The sequence below is a fragment of the uncultured Litoreibacter sp. genome, assembly GCF_947501785.1.
GTDB lineage: Bacteria > Pseudomonadota > Alphaproteobacteria > Rhodobacterales > Rhodobacteraceae > Litoreibacter.
The window spans coordinates 448,915-463,971 of the sequence record NZ_CANMXB010000001.1 but is presented as its reverse complement, the minus strand read 5'-3'; the positions used below and the strand labels follow the sequence as shown (position 1 = coordinate 463,971).

The following is a 15,057-nucleotide window of genomic DNA, read 5'->3' as shown; positions in this document are numbered from 1 at the left end:
TGCCCAATGTGTCCACGTCCCCTCATCGCCCGAACAGGTTTGCTGCGCGCCGTTGCCGTGATCTGGCTGTCACTTGCCGCAGCAAGCGGCGCTTTGGCCAATTGCAGCGCATTGCCGGTGCTTTCCAGCATCGTTTATGAGGTCGAGGATCTTAAGAGGCTTCACGACACCGCTTCTGTCGCCCGGGCCGGGCACCGCATAAACGACCAACGCCAGAAAATAAGCAAGTTCGGCATGTTTGAGACGCTGAAACCACTCGGCTATGAACGCAAACTGGATGACATTCTGCGGCTGAAGGTAAAGCTGGGCGCGCTGAGCCAGCTGGCCATCACCCAAGGCCCTGAAAAGGTGAAGCCTTTTTTGAACGGGTCCGGCTTTCAGCGCAGCTATAGGGTTGCCAAGGATCTGACCGACGAATTCTGCGACCCACGCAACGCCGCAGACCAATCTGAGTTTGCCAGCAAGGTCTATAGAGTGTGGGGGGTGGATTTTGGGTCCCATCAAAGCGGTTTTGCCGCGCCCGCCCTGGCCTTGGGCATGTTCTTCGGGGTGATTGGACTGCTGATCGGTATCTATGCGGGTGTCAGGTTTCAAACGGTGCGCCGCAAACGCGAAACACGTCGCTCAAGGCGATTTGCCTGCAATATTCCGGTATTGCTGGGTGCCGTGAACAATATCGACACGCAGACCGTGGTCGATCTTAGCCTGACTGGCGCCAATGTCGAAAACCCGCTGAACCTGCCCGCCGGAACCTGCGTAAACATCCAATTTGGCAACATCAGCCGGATCGCGACGGTCACCTGGAGCAATAGCCGCTTTGCCGGCGTGCAATTCGAAACGGCCCTGAGCCAGAAAGAAATGCAGGCCACGCTCAAACTATCGCGCCCTTTGGAGGCGGTTCAAAACGAAGAGCGCGACACCTTCACAGGCGTCGCGCAAATCTAGTTTAGTGGTGCTCGGCCCCTTACTGAGGCCGCGACAACGCGCTTAGGAAGCGGCGCCGATAAACTTAACAGCGTCACCAAATGTCTGGATGTTTTCAGCAGCGTCGTCGGGAATTTCGATGCCGAATTCCTCTTCAAACGCCATAACCAGCTCAACCGTGTCCAGGCTGTCTGCGCCCAGGTCGTCAATGAAAGAAGCGTTGTCGAGAACTTTTTCTTCTTCAACGCCCAGGTGCTCGACAACGATCTTTTTTACGCGGTCTGCGATGTCGCTCATGATGAGTATCCTCGTATTCGCGCGAGGGTTTGCCTCGCAATGTTGGTGGCCGTCTGGCCTTTGAGTGCCGCCTAGTTGCGACGACCAAAGCCCGAGCTGCATTGCCGGCCTTTAGCAAATCTGGTGCGCCTATAGCATACCAAATGGGGAACGCAAACGGTTCATGCAACCCCCATGAGGTCCGGTTTTACAGCATGGCCATGCCGCCATTTACATGCAAGGTCGTCCCCGTCACATAGGCCGCTGACGCGCTGGACAAATACAGCACACCGCCCGCAATTTCTTCGGGGTCTCCCATACGACCGGCGGGAATTTGCGTCAGGATGCCCGCCTTCTGATCCTCCGTCAGCTTATCGGTCATGGCCGTGGCGATGAACCCCGGCGCCACGCAATTGACGGTTATCCCCCGGCTCGCCACCTCGTAGGCCAACGATTTAGACATGCCCACCATACCGGCCTTGGACGCCGCATAGTTGCCTTGTCCCGGGTTGCCGGTGGCCCCCACGACAGATGAAATATTCACGATCCGGCCCCAACGCGCCTTCATCATCCCGCGTAAAACGCCTTTGCACAGCTTGAAGGTCGAGGTCAGGTTCACGTCAATGACGGAACGGAATTCGTCGTCCGACATGCGCATGAAAAGGTTGTCGCGCGTGATGCCTGCGTTGTTGACCAGGATGTCGACCGATCCCATCGCCTCTGCCGCCTGTTTCGGCAACGCATCCACGGCATCAAAGTCGCTGAGGTTGCAAGGTAGCACATGCGCCCGCTCGCCCAATTCCGCGGCCAGCGCTTCCAACGGCTCCACCCGCGTCCCAGACAGCCCTACGGTTGCGCCCGCATCATGAAGCGACTTGGCGATCGCCCCCCCAATGCCGCCCGAAGCCCCGGTGATCAGCGCATTCTTTCCAGTCAAATCAAACATCTATGTCTCTTTCTTTAAGCGTTGAGGGCGTCGGCCGCCGCTTTCACGTCGTCCGGGCTCAGCGCCGCACGGGTTGCTATCTCGCGGTCGATGCGGCGGATCATGCCGGACAGCGCCTTGCCTGCGCCAATCTCCCAAATCTCGGTAACGCCGTTGGCGGACATCCATTGCACAGAGCTCATCCAACGGACCTGCCCTGTGACCTGCTCTACCAGCAGTTTGCGGATCTGGTCGGGGTCGCTGACGGCTTCAGCCACCACATTGGCCACCACGGGCGAGGACGGTGCGTTCATGGTCACATCCGCCAAGGCTTGCGCCATCACATCTGCCGCGGGCTGCATCAATGCGCAGTGAAACGGGGCTGAGACCGGTAGCAAAATCGCGCGCTTCGCGCCTGCGTCTTTGGCCATGTCGATCGCACGCTCGACGGCGGCCTTTCCGCCAGACAGCACATTTTGGGTGGGGTCGTTCTGGTTTGCCACCTGGCAAACCTCGCCCTGCGCGGCATCGGCCGCCACGGCTGTCACCGCGTCGAAATCCAACCCCAGAACAGCCGCCATCGCGCCTTGACCCACGGGGACCGCCGCCTGCATCGCTTCGCCCCGCTTGCGCAAAAGGCGCGCGGCGTCGGCGATTGAGAACGTGCCCGCCGTCGCGAGCGCGGAATATTCGCCCAAGGAATGGCCGGCCACGAAAGACGCCGCATCGATCCCCACGCCTTCGTCCTTCAACGCCGCCATGACAGCGAGCGACGTTGCCATCAGCGCAGGCTGCGCATTTTGCGTCAGGGTCAGCTTGTCCTGATCGTCGCCCCAAATGATGTCCGACAGCTTTTCGCCAAGGGCGGCGTCGACCTCGTCATAGACGGCCTTGGCCGATGGATAGGCCTCCGCCAGCTCCTTGCCCATGCCGACCGCCTGCGCGCCCTGCCCCGGAAATACGAATGCCCGCATATTTGCCCCTCTGCGTTCTGCCTTTTCACATGACTTAGCCAACCGGGGCTGCGTTCACAAGCAAACCACGCACAGAAACTGTGCCGCTAACGCGGGTTTTGATAACGATGGGCATATCCTAGGGTGCCAAAAAACATGAGCAAATGACGGAGCTTCAAATGCGCGACAACTCGACAACCACCTATGGCAGCGTCGCCAAATCCTTCCACTGGCTCATCGCCGCGCTGATCCTGACGATGATCCCCTTGGGGATCGTGGCCAATGGGATGGCGGATGCGGACCCATTGAAGCCGACGCTGTTCTCGATCCACAAAACCATGGGCGTTTTCATCTTCTTCGTAGCCCTCGCGCGGATCGCATGGGCGGTGATGCAGCCCAAACCCGGGGCGCTGCACGCAGACCGCAAGGCTGAGACGTTTCTGGCCGGGCTGGTCCACTGGTTGCTGTATGCCTCGCTGATACTCGTTCCGCTTTCTGGCTGGGTGCATCACGCGGCAACCACCGGCTTCGCTCCGATCTGGTGGCCCTTCGGCCAAGGCCTGCCCTTTGTGCCGGTGGACGAGACATTGGCCCATACCGCCGGATCGCTGCACATCATCTTTGAGCGCGTGCTGGTTGTGTCCATCCTTTTGCATTTCGCAGGCGCGCTGAAACATCATTTCATCGATAAAGACGACACATTGCGGCGGATGCTGCCGGGCCATTCGGAGCCGGGTACCCCCCCCGAGCCTGCCCATTCAAATGCCGCACCGCTGGTGGCTGTGGGTGTCTACGCGGCAGCCATTGGCATTGGCGCAAGCCTTGGCCTCTTTACGCATGAGACCATCGAAGGGGTGGAACTTGCAGAGGCCAAGGGCGAATGGGTCGTGCAAGACGGCACGCTTGGCATCACAGTGCGCCAGCTCGGCAACGATGTAGAGGGCAGCTTTGCCGAATGGACCGCAGCGATCAACTTTGATGAAACCCCAAATGGGGACGGCAAATACGGCGATGTAGAGGTCACCATCTCGATCCCGTCGCTCACACTGGGCTCGGTCACGCAGCAAGCCATGGGCGCGGATTTCTTTGATGCGCAAAACCACAACACGGCCACCTACCGCGCGGATATCTTTGCGCAAGATCAAGGCTACGTTGCGCGCGGCATGTTGACCATCCGCGCGACCGGGGCCCCGGTCTTCCTGCCCTTCACCTTGCAGATCGACGGAGACACAGCCGTGATGGAAGGCCAGACCCGCGTAAACCGCACCAATTTCCGCATCGGCAACGGCACCCAGCCAACCGAAGGCTCACTGGCCTATGACGTGGTGATCAGCGTGAACTTGACCGCGAAACGCGGCTAGCTGAGCGTCTTCATCCAGCCCAGCCCCGCCTCGGTCTTGCCGGAGAGGGGCTTGTATTCCGCCCCCAGCGGCGCGTCGTAGCCCAGCTCTTTGAGGTAAGCGAAGATGTGGGTGTAATTCACCTCGCCTAGATCAGGCTCTGCCCGCTCGGGAACGGAGGCGAACTGGATATGGCCGATGATGCCACGATGATGGGTCAGGCGGCGGGTCAGGTCGCCCTCCATGATTTGCAGGTGGTAACAGTCAAACATCAGCTTGAGATTGGGCATCCCCACTTCAGCAATGATATCAGCGGCTTGGCTGGAGGAGTTCAGAAAGTAGCCCGGCGCATCATGGTGGTTCAGCGGCTCGATCAGAATGGTCCGGTCCGTGGACCCGCACGCATAACGCAGATTTTCGACGAAAACCTGGTGTGCTTCGTGGCCGTCGGCGAACCCCGCCATGACATGGATCGCCTTGGCCTGCGTTGCATCCGCATATGCAATCGCCTGATCGATAGAGGCTTTCGCGTCCTGTTGCCGCCCCGGCAAAGCGCAAAGGCCGTTTTCGCCCTCCTCGCCCTGGATTGTGTTCACCCCCAGCAGCGGCAAGCCGGTTTCGTCCAGCGCTGCTTTGACCTGCGCGGCGGGTGTGGCGTAGGGCCAGTGCATTTCGACGGCGGCGAAGCCCGCCTTCTTGGCGGCGCGAATGGCGTCCGGCAGAGCGAGCTCTTTCCACAAGAAGCCCAGATTGGCGGAAAAATCAGTCATCCCATTCCACTCCGAATTTGGTCACAAGCCCTTGAATTTGGGCGTCATTGAGTAAGTTCGGCGTCATGCCGCGCGTCATCAGGGTCAGCTTGGCTGTCTCTTCCAGCTCTTCCATGGCGTAGCAGGCGGCCTCGATGTCCTTTCCCGCCACAACTGGCCCGTGATGGGCCAACACCACCGCGCTGCGCTTGCCTGCGAGGCCTTTGATCGCGTCGCCCATCGCGGGATCACCCGGCATGAAATACGGAAGCAACGCCACTTTGCCGAGCTTCATCACGCCGTAGGCGGTGATCGCCGGCAGCATGTTGTCGGGGTCTGTGTCGGGCAGCACAGACAGCGCCACGGAGTGGCAGGAATGCAGATGCACCACCGCGCCCGTGGGCCGCGTGTCGTAGAAGGCCGCGTGCAGCGCGACCTCTTTGGTGGGCGCGTCGCCAGCGATGTGCTGACCACCGTCCAAAACCGCCAGTCGTGCCGGGTCGAGCCTGCCGAAGCAGCTGCCGGTGGGGGTGACCAGCAGCTTGCCATCTGGCAGTCGCGCCGAGATGTTGCCCGAGGACCCACCGGTTAAGCCCCTGTCAAACATGGATTTCGCGAGCAGGCAGATGTCTTCACGTAGCTTTGTTTCCGGGGTCATGTGAGCATCTCCAACGCGTCGGCAAAGAAGCTTTCAGAGCCGAAATTGCCCGACTTCAGGGTCAGCGCGATGTCGTATCCGCCGGAGTTAGTATACGTCCACGGCACCCCCGGCGCGATTTCGCGCCCGATGGAGAGTTTGTCTACATTCAGGGACTTGGTCACCGCACCGGAGGTTTCACCCCCGGCGACGACAAAGCGGCGGGTGCCGTTGTCGCGGGCCAATGTGGCCAGTTCCGCCAGGGCGTCCTCCACCAGCTTTCCGGCGCGGGCGACGCCCAGCTTGTTTTGCGCGGCGCCGACGGATTTGGGGTCAGCGGTTGCGTAGATGATCTTGGGCGCGGCGGCAGGCTTGGAAAGCAGCCAGTTCTTGGCGGCGTCTACGCCTTCCTCGGCCAATTCCAGCGGGTCGAGGCGAAAGCCCTCCGCGACCTCCAGATAGGCGGCCACTTGCGCCCGCGTCATCGCCGAACAGCTGCCCGACAGAACCAAAGTCCCACCCTTGGGGGCAATGTGCCGCGCATCAGCCGCCCCTACCCCCAGCAAGCCCATCTCACGATAGATCGCGGGAAGCGGCATGGCGACGGCGCTGCCGCCTGTTATCAGGCTCATACCGGCGCACGCCTCGGCGATGGTGGTCAGGTCGGCATCAGACACAGCGTCGACCACGACATGCGCGACGCCATCTTTATGCAAATTTGCGAAATGGGTTTGCAAAGCCTCTACGCCACGATCCACCACCAAGCGGTTCGCCAGCCCGACTGGGCGTGTGACCTGCGGTTCCAGCAGACGCATCAGGTTGCTGTCGCGCATCGGTGTCAGCGGATGGTCCTTCATCGGGCTTTCCGCCAAAGGCTGCTCCCCCACAAACAGGTTGCCCATGAAGATGGAGCGCCCGTTTTCGGGGAAGGCCGGGCAGTAGATGGTTTGCGCAGCACCTAGGTCGGCCATCAAGGCCTCGGCCACGGGGCCAATATTGCCTTGGGACGTGCTGTCAAAGGTGGAGCAGTATTTCCAGAAGAACCGCTCCGCCCCGGTCTGCTGCAACCACGCGAGCGCCGCTTTGGTTTCGGCCACGGCCTCTGCCACCGGTTCCGTACGGCATTTAAGAGCGATCACCTCGAAATCCGCCGTCTCTGACGGCGGGCTGTCGGGAATACCGATCCGCAGATTCACCGCTGCCCCGGACCGCGCCAGCAGCCCCGCAAGGTCGGTCGCGCCGGTAAAATCATCGGCGATGCAGCCCAAGACAGTCATTAAATCCCCCCGAGGCGGCTCTGCGCCCAATATTAATGTATACGTTAATTGCAAAAAGCCGCAGCGGGCCCGAAACGTCAACCACATATACCAAAGAAAAAACCCGCCGCAGCAATGCTGTGGCGGGTTTCCGGGGATTATCAGGCAGCTGTGGTTATTCGGCCTTTTGTGCCTCGATCGAGATCATGATCTTCACTTCGTCGCTGACAGCCGGGGCAAACGCGCCCAAGCCGAAATCAGAGCGCAGCACGGATGTGGTAGCGTCAAAGCCAAGCCACGGCTTGCCAGCAAGGGGATTGTCGCCCGCTTGGTTCAGCTTGGCGGCCAAAACAACGGGCTTGGTGGTGCCTTGGATGGTCAGATCGCCTGTGATGTTAGCGGTGTCGTCGCCCGTCACTTCGATGGCCGTGGATGTGAAGGTAACCATGTCGCCGTCAGCCGCATTCAGGAAATCAGGGCTGAAGAAGTGGCCTTCGCGCGCTTCCCAGCCAGTAAACATCGACTTCACCGGGATAGAAACGGTCACGGAAGACGCCTCTGGCGCGTCCTTGTCGAACATGATGTCGCCTGCAAACCCCGAAAACATTCCGTAGGTGGTGGAAAACCCGAGGTGGTTATAGGTGAACACCACCTGGCTGTGGCTGCTGTCGAGCGTGTATTTCTCCGCGTCCGCGAATGCGGCGGTGGTGGACAGTGCCATGGCGGCGGCAAGTGCGATGGTTTTCATGTGTTTGGACCCTTTCGAGGTTTCAGAATGTGCAGAGTTATTTATTGCCGCCAGACGTCTGGCAATCCGCAGCCATTCAACAGATTGTGTGCGCAAACGCTGGTGGCGGGATTGCGCCTGTATTTAAGGCTTGATCGCAGCCCCATCCCCTGTAAAAGGGCGCATCCTCCGCAAAACTTTTTAATTGCGGTGCCCCTCGTGACCGGGGCGCGGAGGGATCACTGCCCGGTCTTTGAAGCACGCACGTAAAACTTGGAGTACGCACATGCCTTTGTATGAGCACGTGTTTATCTCGCGCCAAGACCTGTCGAATGCGCAAGCAGAAGGTCTGATTGAACATTTCGGCGCCGTCCTTACGGACAATGGCGGCAAAATGGTCGAGCACGAGTATTGGGGCCTGAAAACGATGGCCTACAAGATCAACAAGAACCGCAAAGGCCACTACGCCTATGTCCGTTCCGACGCACCGGCGCCTGCCGTGCAGGAAATGGAACGCCTGATGCGCCTGCATGACGATGTCATGCGTGTTCTGACCATCAAGGTCGACGAGCACGAAGAAGGCCCTTCGGTTCAGATGCAGAAGCGCGACGAGCGTGAACGCCGTCCCCGCCCGTAAAATTCGACTTTAAGAACAGGAGATAAATCATGGCTGCAAAACCATTTTTCCGCCGTCGTAAGTCGGATCCGTTTGAGGGCGAAAACGCCCCCAAGATCGACTATAAAGACACACGTACCCTGCAACGCTACATCTCTGAGCGTGGCAAGATCGTTCCATCGCGTATCACCGCTGTGGGCGCCAAAAACCAACGTGCGCTGGCCCGTGCCATCAAACGTGCGCGTTTCTTGGCCCTGCTGCCATACGCAGTGAAGTAAGGGGAGCAAGCACATGCAAGTTATCCTTATGGAACGCGTCGCAAAGCTCGGCCAGATGGGCGATGTGGTTGATGTGAAGCCGGGCTTCGCACGCAACTACCTGCTACCTCAAGGCAAAGCGATGAACGCAACTGAGGCCAACAAAGCCCAGTTCGACGCGCAGAAAGCACAGCTGGAAGCACGCAACCTGGAAACCAAGAAAGAAGCCGAAGCATTGGCTGAAAAACTTGGTGGCCAGCAGTTCGTCATCATTCGTCAAGCGTCTGATTCGGGTTCGCTTTACGGCTCTGTCACCACGCGTGACGCGGCTGACGTGGCAACGGCAGAGGGCTTCTCGATCGACCGTGGTCAAGTTGCGCTGGAACGTCCGATCAAAGATCTGGGCCTGCATGACGTGATTGCGTCGCTGCACCCCGAAGTTGACGCGACCTTCACGCTGAACGTTGCCCGCTCGACCGAGGAAGCTGAACTGCAAGCCTCCGGCAAATCGATCCAGGAATTGGCTGCTGAAGAAGAAGCCGAAGCCGAGTTTGAAATTGCAGAGCTGTTTGACGATATCGGCGCTGCCGCATCCGAAGACGAAGCGATTGCTGAGGCCGTCGCAGAAGATGCACCTGCTGAAGAAGACGCGGCGTCCGAAGAAGACTAAGCCTTCCGGCGTTTCGAGAATTGAGAAGGCCGCCCTATTCTGGGCGGCCTTTTTCTTTTTGCGTCAGGAACTTGGCTTGTTCGGGTTCAGCTCTTGCTGCCAGGTTTCCACCGCATCGACCGGGAAGAGCAGCATTAGCGTGCTGAGCGTGAGACTGTCGCGCGCAATGAAGGCGGCTGACAATTCCAGCACCGCGACGGCGATCACCACATAGAGCGTGCGCATCGCTGAGGCCGCGAAAAATCCGCCCATCATCCAGATGTAATCCGCGACGGCGTTCAGGATGCTGTCACCATAATAGCCTTGATTGACTGTCGTGGCGCGAAATGCGCCAAGGACAAATTCGGTATGCTCGACGATTTCCCAGCCGACGCCGGTCACAATTGCCACCAAAAATAGCGTCTCAAACCGGACGCGCGGGAACAGCAGACGCCCACCCAGCGCGATCAGCACACCGTGCAGGATATGGCTCAAAGTATACCAGTCCGCGATATGTTGGGAATTTCCGCTATCGAAAATGGAGCCGATCCACAGCTTCACCTCTCCACAGGTGCAAATGGGCGGCTGCCCCCAAAGGTATAGTGTGGCTGCGATGAGGAATACGCCGAACACTGCCAGAATATTCAGTCGTTTCATCGTCATAATGCAGATCCGCAACGGGTTAACATGGTGCCTGAGCGTTTATGGAACAAAAAACCCGCCTTGTCAGGCGGGCCCAGTAACATGCGATGAGGCCGTGTGACTTACGCCATACCCACTTCGCGGCGCAAACGGCGTAGCAGCGGCTCCAGCTCGGCGACATCGCCTGTGATCATGGGGGTCACCGTGTTCTGACGCCAAGTGACGTCAATGCGGCCCATGTCCCAATTCATCGCGCTTGCCCGCATGTCGAGCGAAGCCAGATGGTCAATCAGCGAAATTTTCACCACCTCTTCAAACCGGATGGTCTGACGCCCGACTTCCGCCCCGCGCAGCCCGCGCTTGATCAGATGGAAACAACGCCCTTTGTGGTCAACGTTCAGCTCCTGCGGGCGACGCAGCAGCGCCGACAACCAGACAAGGCCCGCCAGAAAGAGGTAGATCGCGATCGGGGTCAAAAGCCATGCGCCCTTCGCCCCATCGGCGACGATGGAACCGCCAGCGATCATGAGAAACAGACCGGTCCCCGACATAGCTGCTGACAGAATGATGCGGCTATAGCGCGCCTTGAGCCCCGCGGCCGCCTGAGATGCCCGCACCGCATAACCGGTACGCGTGGTGCTTTCGTCCAACGACAAAACAATCGGGCTTTCGTTTTCAGAAGCCTCAAAAGTTGCATCAAATCCGTAGTCAGCGAGTGCCATATCCCAACCCTTAACGTGTTCTCGTTAAAGGCATGTTGACCAGGAATTGGGGCAGAATTTCAGCAAGGTCATGCTCATTCAGTGACGCATCGCGCGCATGAGGCAACAAAAAAGGCCGATCCGCTGGGACCGGCCTAGATCGTAATTGCAGTTGAAAGCGCGCTTATGCCGCGTCGTCGTCCAGTGCTTCAACAGCTTTTTCAAGGTCCGCTTTCTTAACGGTTTTGTCTTTCACTTCAGCAAGCTCGAACACGAAGTCGACGACTTTGTCTTCAAAAATCGGCGCGCGCATTTGTTGCTGCATTTGCTGATTTTTTTGAACGAATTCAAAGAATTCACGCTCTTGCCCACGGTATTGACGCGCTTGGTTCATGATCGCTTGGGTCATCTCGGCGTCGGTCACTTCGATCTCGTTTTTCTGACCAAGCTCGGCCAGCAACAGGCCCAAACGCACGCGGCGCTCAGCAAGCGTTTTATGCTCGTCAGTGGTTTCGATCTCTGGGTGGTCGTGGCCTTCCACTTCAGGGTTTTCTTCATGCCACAGCTGGTGCGCAATTTGACCGGCTTCCGCATCAACAAGCGACGGAGGCAATTCAAATTTTACCAACTTATCCAGCTCATCAAGCAATTTACGCTTCATCACAGCGCGCGATGCACCTGTGTATTCGGCCTCTAGGCGCTCTTCGACCTGTGCGGTCAGCGCTTTCAGATCCTCGGCGCCGAACTGCTTGGCCAGCTCGTCATCCAGCTTGGCGGCTTTTGGTTCTTTGACCGCTTTGATCTTGCATTCGAACACGGCAGCTTTGCCCGCCAGATGCTCGGCTTGGTATTCAGCGGGGAAGTCGACCTTAACTTCTACATCATCGCCGGCTTTGGCGCCAACCAGCTGCTCTTCGAAACCGGGGATAAAGGAGTTGGACCCAAGCACCAGCGGGTAGTCTTCCGCAGCACCACCGTCAAAGGCCTCGCCGTCAACTTTGCCAAGGAAATCAATGACCACCTGGTCGCCGTCTTTCGACTTTGAGCCCTTTTTGCGGTCTTCGAAGTTTTGCGCGGATTCGGCCAGGTTGGACAGCGCTTCGTCGACGTCTTTCTTGTCGGCTTTGACGACCATGCGTTCCAGCTTGATCTTCTTCATGTCCACGTCGGGAATCTCAGGCAAAGTCTCGTAGGACACGTTCACTTTGACGTCGTCGCCTGGCTTCCAGTCTTCGCCTTCCATCTTCATCTCAGGCTGCATCGCGGGGCGGTCGCCGGATTCTTCGAAATGCTTGGACATGGCACCGTCGATTGTTTCCTGCAGGGCTTCGCCCATCACACGGTCGCCAAACTGCTTTTTCAGCAGCGCCATCGGGACTTTGCCTTTGCGGAAGCCCTTCATTTCAACGTCGGGCTGCGCTTCAAGCAGCTTTTCATTCACCTTGGCATCCAGATCTGCGGCTGGGATGTCGATGGTATAGCCGCGCTTGAGGCCTTCGTTCAGGGTCTCAGTGACCGTCATGTCATGTCCGTCCTTATATATAGTCATGGTGCGGGTGAAGGGACTTGAACCCCCACGCCTTGCGGCGCCAGAACCTAAATCTGGTGCGTCTACCAATTCCGCCACACCCGCAAAAACTTTCACAGCCGCAAGCGAACCTGCGGCTGAGTTGGCGTGTCATTAGCAAAGGTCATGCGGGGATGCGAGGCAAAAATCGCCCCAGATGGTAAGGTATTCCCGCCCTATCGCCTGATTTTGCCCGGTTTGGCCCCGAAATGATCCTGACATCGCCCGCATTGGGGCACAGGTCCGCCCCTTTTGTGCCCCAATTGGCGGCGATCAATCCTTATCGAAATATTAAACCGGAGAGAGACGATGTCTGCCAACACGCTCAAAACTCACGGTGGGGGAAACGAAATGAACAACGCTGCAAAAATCACCGGCCTTCTTGGCAACTGCAACGTTCTGACGATGTCAGGCTACAAGCCAATCGCCGAGCTGGAAGCCGGCGAGCGCATCATCACCCGCAACGGCCTGCGCGTTTTGCGCGAACTGTCCGTCACCACTCACACATTCCGCGCCATCACAGTTGGCAGAGGCACTTTGGGCTATTCCCGCCCAACGTCAGAAATGAAAGTTGCCCCTGATCAGGAAGTCATGGTCCGCGACTGGCGCGCTGAGGTTCTGTTTGGCCGCGACGCGGTGATCATCCCGATTGCCCGCATGGTCGATGGCAAATACATCTCGGAAGAAGACGCCGTGTCGGACCATTCCGTCTACGAGCTGCGCTTCGACGGCGAGGAAGTGTTCTACGCCGATGGAGTCGAGATCGTGTCCAAACTGACCGTTGCCTCGGTCGACACCTTGGATTTTGCAGACGCGGCCTAAACGCCCAAGTCTTGCAAGGCCTTTGGTAGCAGGTACGGCAGATCACCTGCTACCAGCCCCGGCCCTTTGGCGCCTGCTGCGTGAAGATGCAGCACGGCGCCAATTTGCGCCGCCTCCACCGGTTCTATCCCCCGAGCCAACAAGCCCGCAATGATACCCGCCAACACATCCCCCGCCCCCGCTGTCGCCAGCCAGGGGGCGTTTTTCATTTTGGAGCTGTCTAATGTGGCGGGTTTGCCGCCGGGCATTGCTATGACGGTTTGCGACCCTTTGAGCAGGATCACGCTGCCGATTTGGTCCGCAGCCGTTTGAGCCGCCTTGGCTTTGTCGTCGATGTTGATGTCGGGGAAAAGCCGCTTGAACTCGCCCATATGCGGAGTGAGTACACATGTGTCGTGGACGTCGGATCGTAGAGCATCATTCTGAGCGATGAGCGTCAATGCATCCGCATCCAGCACACAGGGCCTTTTGCTTTGCAGCGCGTGCATCACCAGATCACCACCATGGCGATCCACCCGCAGCCCCGGCCCGATGCACAGCGCGTTGACGCGCTGGTCCGCATCCAGCATGGCAGAGAGCGCAGCCCCGGTCTCTATCTGCGCCAGCATCACTTCGGTGCAATGCGCCGCCAGTTCCGGCAAAGTGCGTTCGGTTGCGCCCATGGTCACCAGCCCCGCGCCTGCTCTAAGCGCGGATATGGCGGCGAGCCGTGCCGCGCCGGTCTGATGGCGCGGGCCAGACAGGACCAACAGGTGCCCGTGATCGTACTTGTGCTGGTGCGGATGCTTCCGGAGCGCGTCAATTTGTGTGGCGGAGAGTACGAGGCTGGTCACAGGCCGATATCCTTGACTACGGTTTTGCCACAATATTCCGGTCCAAACCGTAGAACGTGACCGGGCTTCAAGCTATGAAACGTAACTGTCAAATGGGCCCTGAAGGCGTTTCCTAAAGGTTGCCCGTGGTCAGATGACAGCCCCGATGGGATATCGACAGCAACACATTTCACGCCAAGATCTGCCATGTAATACATTGCAAGATCGGAACAAAGCAGCCCAGCATAGTCGCGATCTAATGCGCGGGACAGACCGATCCCAAAAACAGCGTCAATGACCAGAACTGTCTCTGTTTCGAAAATAGCAGAGCCAATGGCCGGTGCTTCATCGGCCGTTACTTGGACTGCTAATACCGTGTTTGGCACCAAAGAAAACATCTTCGCCGCATCTGGCGAATATCGCATCGGGTCGCCAAGATAGGGCATTTCTACGGCCCAGCCCCGTTCAGCCAACCGTCTAGCGATGACAAAGCCGTCGCCACCATTATTGCCGGGGCCGCAAAGGACCGTGGCATATTTCGTGACTGTTCCTAACTCCGGCCATTCCTCAAAAATCGCATCCACCACGCCTTGGCCGGCACGCTCCATCAGCTCCAGCCCCGTGACTTTGCCGCTGTCGATTGCGGCCTGTTCCAAGGCCCGCATTTCGGCGGAGGAGATTGTCATCGGCTCTGTCATTGGCTCGCGATTCCATTTAGATGCATTTGCAGGCTACATGCCTAAATTTTAGGCAAACAGGGTTTCAATCCATGCCCTGCACCTCTTTGGCCCCAGCTTGGCAATTGTGGCGGGGAAAGAGAAGTGGTCTCACGCAGCAAAGCAAAGGGAGTCGCTCGCGATGAAGAAAATCGAAGCCATCATCAAGCCGTTCAAACTGGACGAGGTGAAAGAGGCCCTGCAGGAGCTGGGCGTGCAAGGTCTGAGCGTGACCGAGGTCAAAGGCTTTGGCCGCCAAAAGGGCCATACCGAGCTGTACCGCGGCGCCGAATATGTTGTGGACTTCCTGCCCAAGGTGAAGATCGAGGTCGTTTTGGCCGACGATCTGGTGGACGGCGCCATTGAGGCGATCATAGGTGCCGCCAAAACGGACAAGATCGGCGACGGCAAAATCTTCGTCTCCAGCATCGAACAAGCCATTCGCATCCGCACCGGTGAAGCCGGTGAGGACGCATTGTAATCCAACC

The 15,057-nt window shown here is 58.5% G+C and carries 19 protein-coding genes and 1 tRNA gene; 7 read left to right on the top strand and 13 right to left on the bottom strand.

All coding sequences use genetic code 11. From position 1 onward, the window contains the following. Positions 1 to 6 precede the first annotated feature (6 nt). Positions 7 to 945 carry a PilZ domain-containing protein gene (locus Q0899_RS02345; RefSeq protein WP_299191000.1) on the top strand — a complete coding sequence of 313 codons (939 nt, stop codon included), beginning with the start codon at positions 7 to 9 and terminating at the stop codon, positions 943 to 945. A gap of 42 nt (positions 946 to 987) precedes the next feature. On the opposite strand, the gene Q0899_RS02340 is transcribed toward Q0899_RS02345, so the two are convergent. From Q0899_RS02340 to fabD, 3 genes are all read right to left on the bottom strand, one after another. Next, positions 988 to 1,221, bottom strand: a complete 234-nt coding sequence (locus tag Q0899_RS02340; RefSeq protein WP_298292087.1) for an acyl carrier protein — start codon at positions 1,219 to 1,221, stop codon at positions 988 to 990. 187 nt (positions 1,222 to 1,408) lie between these two features. After that, entirely contained in the window at positions 1,409 to 2,146 is a 738-nt protein-coding gene (gene fabG / locus Q0899_RS02335) for a 3-oxoacyl-[acyl-carrier-protein] reductase (protein ID WP_298292089.1), read from the bottom strand. Positions 2,147 to 2,160: 14 nt separating this feature from the next. Continuing rightward, on the bottom strand, positions 2,161 to 3,099 hold the full coding sequence (gene fabD / locus Q0899_RS02330; RefSeq protein ID WP_298292091.1) for an ACP S-malonyltransferase: 939 nt from the start codon (positions 3,097 to 3,099) through the stop codon (positions 2,161 to 2,163). A 158-nt stretch (positions 3,100 to 3,257) separates the two neighbouring features. On the opposite strand from fabD, the gene Q0899_RS02325 reads away from it, so the two are divergent. After that, on the top strand, positions 3,258 to 4,439 hold the full coding sequence (locus Q0899_RS02325; RefSeq protein WP_299190999.1) for a cytochrome b/b6 domain-containing protein: 1,182 nt from the start codon (positions 3,258 to 3,260) through the stop codon (positions 4,437 to 4,439). Here Q0899_RS02325 and Q0899_RS02320 read toward each other — a convergent pair. The 4 genes from Q0899_RS02320 to Q0899_RS02305 form a co-directional block, all read right to left on the bottom strand. Further along, positions 4,436 to 5,188 (bottom strand): TIM barrel protein, encoded by a 753-nt coding sequence (locus tag Q0899_RS02320; protein WP_299190998.1) that lies wholly within the window; start codon positions 5,186 to 5,188, stop codon positions 4,436 to 4,438. The two genes, Q0899_RS02325 and Q0899_RS02320, sit on opposite strands and share 4 nt — an antisense overlap. After that, complete coding sequence (locus Q0899_RS02315; protein WP_298358515.1) at positions 5,181 to 5,825, bottom strand: aldolase; 645 nt, start codon at positions 5,823 to 5,825, stop codon at positions 5,181 to 5,183. Before Q0899_RS02315 ends, Q0899_RS02320 begins: the two co-directional genes overlap by 8 nt. Next, the gene (gene otnK, locus Q0899_RS02310; RefSeq protein WP_299190997.1) at positions 5,822 to 7,081 is read right to left on the bottom strand and encodes a 3-oxo-tetronate kinase; all 1,260 of its coding nucleotides are present in this window, start codon (positions 7,079 to 7,081) and stop codon (positions 5,822 to 5,824) included. Before otnK ends, Q0899_RS02315 begins: the two co-directional genes overlap by 4 nt. Before the next feature lie 154 nt (positions 7,082 to 7,235). Next, entirely contained in the window at positions 7,236 to 7,808 is a 573-nt protein-coding gene (locus Q0899_RS02305; protein WP_298358521.1) for a YceI family protein, read from the bottom strand. Between the two features lie 265 nt (positions 7,809 to 8,073). Here Q0899_RS02305 and rpsF point away from each other — a divergent pair, with 265 nt between their 5' ends. The 3 genes from rpsF to rplI are packed head-to-tail and all read left to right on the top strand — an operon-like array spanning position 8,074 to position 9,330. Then, entirely contained in the window at positions 8,074 to 8,424 is a 351-nt protein-coding gene (gene rpsF, locus Q0899_RS02300) for a 30S ribosomal protein S6 (RefSeq protein ID WP_298292103.1), read from the top strand. Positions 8,425 to 8,453: 29 nt separating this feature from the next. After that, a complete protein-coding gene (rpsR, locus tag Q0899_RS02295) occupies positions 8,454 to 8,681 on the top strand; it encodes a 30S ribosomal protein S18 (RefSeq protein WP_298292105.1) in 228 nt (75 codons plus the stop codon). A 13-nt stretch (positions 8,682 to 8,694) separates the two neighbouring features. After that, complete coding sequence (gene rplI / locus Q0899_RS02290) at positions 8,695 to 9,330, top strand: 50S ribosomal protein L9 (RefSeq protein WP_298292107.1); 636 nt, start codon at positions 8,695 to 8,697, stop codon at positions 9,328 to 9,330. A gap of 63 nt (positions 9,331 to 9,393) precedes the next feature. Here the strand turns inward: rplI and Q0899_RS02285 are convergent, their stop codons facing one another. The 4 genes from Q0899_RS02285 to Q0899_RS02270 all read right to left on the bottom strand — a co-directional run bounded on the left by Q0899_RS02285 (position 9,394) and on the right by Q0899_RS02270 (position 12,285). Beyond that, on the bottom strand, positions 9,394 to 9,972 hold the full coding sequence (locus Q0899_RS02285) for a DUF2585 family protein (protein WP_298358524.1): 579 nt from the start codon (positions 9,970 to 9,972) through the stop codon (positions 9,394 to 9,396). A gap of 101 nt (positions 9,973 to 10,073) precedes the next feature. Continuing rightward, positions 10,074 to 10,673, bottom strand: coding sequence for a hypothetical protein (locus Q0899_RS02280; RefSeq protein ID WP_298292111.1), 600 nt, complete (start codon positions 10,671 to 10,673; stop codon positions 10,074 to 10,076). Positions 10,674 to 10,836: 163 nt separating this feature from the next. After that, positions 10,837 to 12,174 (bottom strand): trigger factor, encoded by a 1,338-nt coding sequence (tig, locus tag Q0899_RS02275; protein ID WP_298292113.1) that lies wholly within the window; start codon positions 12,172 to 12,174, stop codon positions 10,837 to 10,839. A 26-nt stretch (positions 12,175 to 12,200) separates the two neighbouring features. Further along, positions 12,201 to 12,285: transfer RNA gene (locus Q0899_RS02270), tRNA-Leu, on the bottom strand. 285 nt (positions 12,286 to 12,570) lie between these two features. On the opposite strand from Q0899_RS02270, the gene Q0899_RS02265 reads away from it, so the two are divergent. Then, on the top strand, positions 12,571 to 13,041 hold the full coding sequence (locus tag Q0899_RS02265; protein ID WP_298292115.1) for a Hint domain-containing protein: 471 nt from the start codon (positions 12,571 to 12,573) through the stop codon (positions 13,039 to 13,041). Here Q0899_RS02265 and Q0899_RS02260 read toward each other — a convergent pair. Both Q0899_RS02260 and Q0899_RS02255 read right to left on the bottom strand, forming a co-directional pair. Further along, on the bottom strand, positions 13,038 to 13,874 hold the full coding sequence (locus Q0899_RS02260) for an NAD(P)H-hydrate dehydratase (protein WP_298292117.1): 837 nt from the start codon (positions 13,872 to 13,874) through the stop codon (positions 13,038 to 13,040). The genes Q0899_RS02265 and Q0899_RS02260 overlap by 4 nt on opposite strands. Further along, complete coding sequence (locus Q0899_RS02255) at positions 13,871 to 14,539, bottom strand: NAD(P)H-hydrate epimerase (RefSeq protein ID WP_299190996.1); 669 nt, start codon at positions 14,537 to 14,539, stop codon at positions 13,871 to 13,873. Before Q0899_RS02255 ends, Q0899_RS02260 begins: the two co-directional genes overlap by 4 nt. A gap of 172 nt (positions 14,540 to 14,711) precedes the next feature. Here Q0899_RS02255 and Q0899_RS02250 point away from each other — a divergent pair, with 172 nt between their 5' ends. Then, positions 14,712 to 15,050, top strand: coding sequence for a P-II family nitrogen regulator (locus Q0899_RS02250; protein ID WP_298292120.1), 339 nt, complete (start codon positions 14,712 to 14,714; stop codon positions 15,048 to 15,050). The last annotated feature ends 7 nt before the right edge of the window (positions 15,051 to 15,057 follow it).

What these genes read in the sequence shown, in the direction of transcription:
- Q0899_RS02345 (WP_299191000.1), top strand. Translation starts at nt 7, where the DNA reads ATGTGTCCACGTCCCCTCATCGCCCGAACAGGTTTGCTGCGCGCCGTT.
- Q0899_RS02340 (WP_298292087.1), bottom strand. Translation starts at nt 1,221, where the DNA reads ATGAGCGACATCGCAGACCGCGTAAAAAAGATCGTTGTCGAGCACCTG.
- fabG (WP_298292089.1), bottom strand. Translation starts at nt 2,146, where the DNA reads ATGTTTGATTTGACTGGAAAGAATGCGCTGATCACCGGGGCTTCGGGC.
- fabD (WP_298292091.1), bottom strand. Translation starts at nt 3,099, where the DNA reads ATGCGGGCATTCGTATTTCCGGGGCAGGGCGCGCAGGCGGTCGGCATG.
- Q0899_RS02325 (WP_299190999.1), top strand. Translation starts at nt 3,258, where the DNA reads ATGCGCGACAACTCGACAACCACCTATGGCAGCGTCGCCAAATCCTTC.
- Q0899_RS02320 (WP_299190998.1), bottom strand. Translation starts at nt 5,188, where the DNA reads ATGACTGATTTTTCCGCCAATCTGGGCTTCTTGTGGAAAGAGCTCGCT.
- Q0899_RS02315 (WP_298358515.1), bottom strand. Translation starts at nt 5,825, where the DNA reads ATGACCCCGGAAACAAAGCTACGTGAAGACATCTGCCTGCTCGCGAAA.
- otnK (WP_299190997.1), bottom strand. Translation starts at nt 7,081, where the DNA reads ATGACTGTCTTGGGCTGCATCGCCGATGATTTTACCGGCGCGACCGAC.
- Q0899_RS02305 (WP_298358521.1), bottom strand. Translation starts at nt 7,808, where the DNA reads ATGAAAACCATCGCACTTGCCGCCGCCATGGCACTGTCCACCACCGCC.
- rpsF (WP_298292103.1), top strand. Translation starts at nt 8,074, where the DNA reads ATGCCTTTGTATGAGCACGTGTTTATCTCGCGCCAAGACCTGTCGAAT.
- rpsR (WP_298292105.1), top strand. Translation starts at nt 8,454, where the DNA reads ATGGCTGCAAAACCATTTTTCCGCCGTCGTAAGTCGGATCCGTTTGAG.
- rplI (WP_298292107.1), top strand. Translation starts at nt 8,695, where the DNA reads ATGCAAGTTATCCTTATGGAACGCGTCGCAAAGCTCGGCCAGATGGGC.
- Q0899_RS02285 (WP_298358524.1), bottom strand. Translation starts at nt 9,972, where the DNA reads ATGACGATGAAACGACTGAATATTCTGGCAGTGTTCGGCGTATTCCTC.
- Q0899_RS02280 (WP_298292111.1), bottom strand. Translation starts at nt 10,673, where the DNA reads ATGGCACTCGCTGACTACGGATTTGATGCAACTTTTGAGGCTTCTGAA.
- tig (WP_298292113.1), bottom strand. Translation starts at nt 12,174, where the DNA reads ATGACGGTCACTGAGACCCTGAACGAAGGCCTCAAGCGCGGCTATACC.
- Q0899_RS02265 (WP_298292115.1), top strand. Translation starts at nt 12,571, where the DNA reads ATGAACAACGCTGCAAAAATCACCGGCCTTCTTGGCAACTGCAACGTT.
- Q0899_RS02255 (WP_299190996.1), bottom strand. Translation starts at nt 14,539, where the DNA reads ATGACAATCTCCTCCGCCGAAATGCGGGCCTTGGAACAGGCCGCAATC.
- Q0899_RS02250 (WP_298292120.1), top strand. Translation starts at nt 14,712, where the DNA reads ATGAAGAAAATCGAAGCCATCATCAAGCCGTTCAAACTGGACGAGGTG.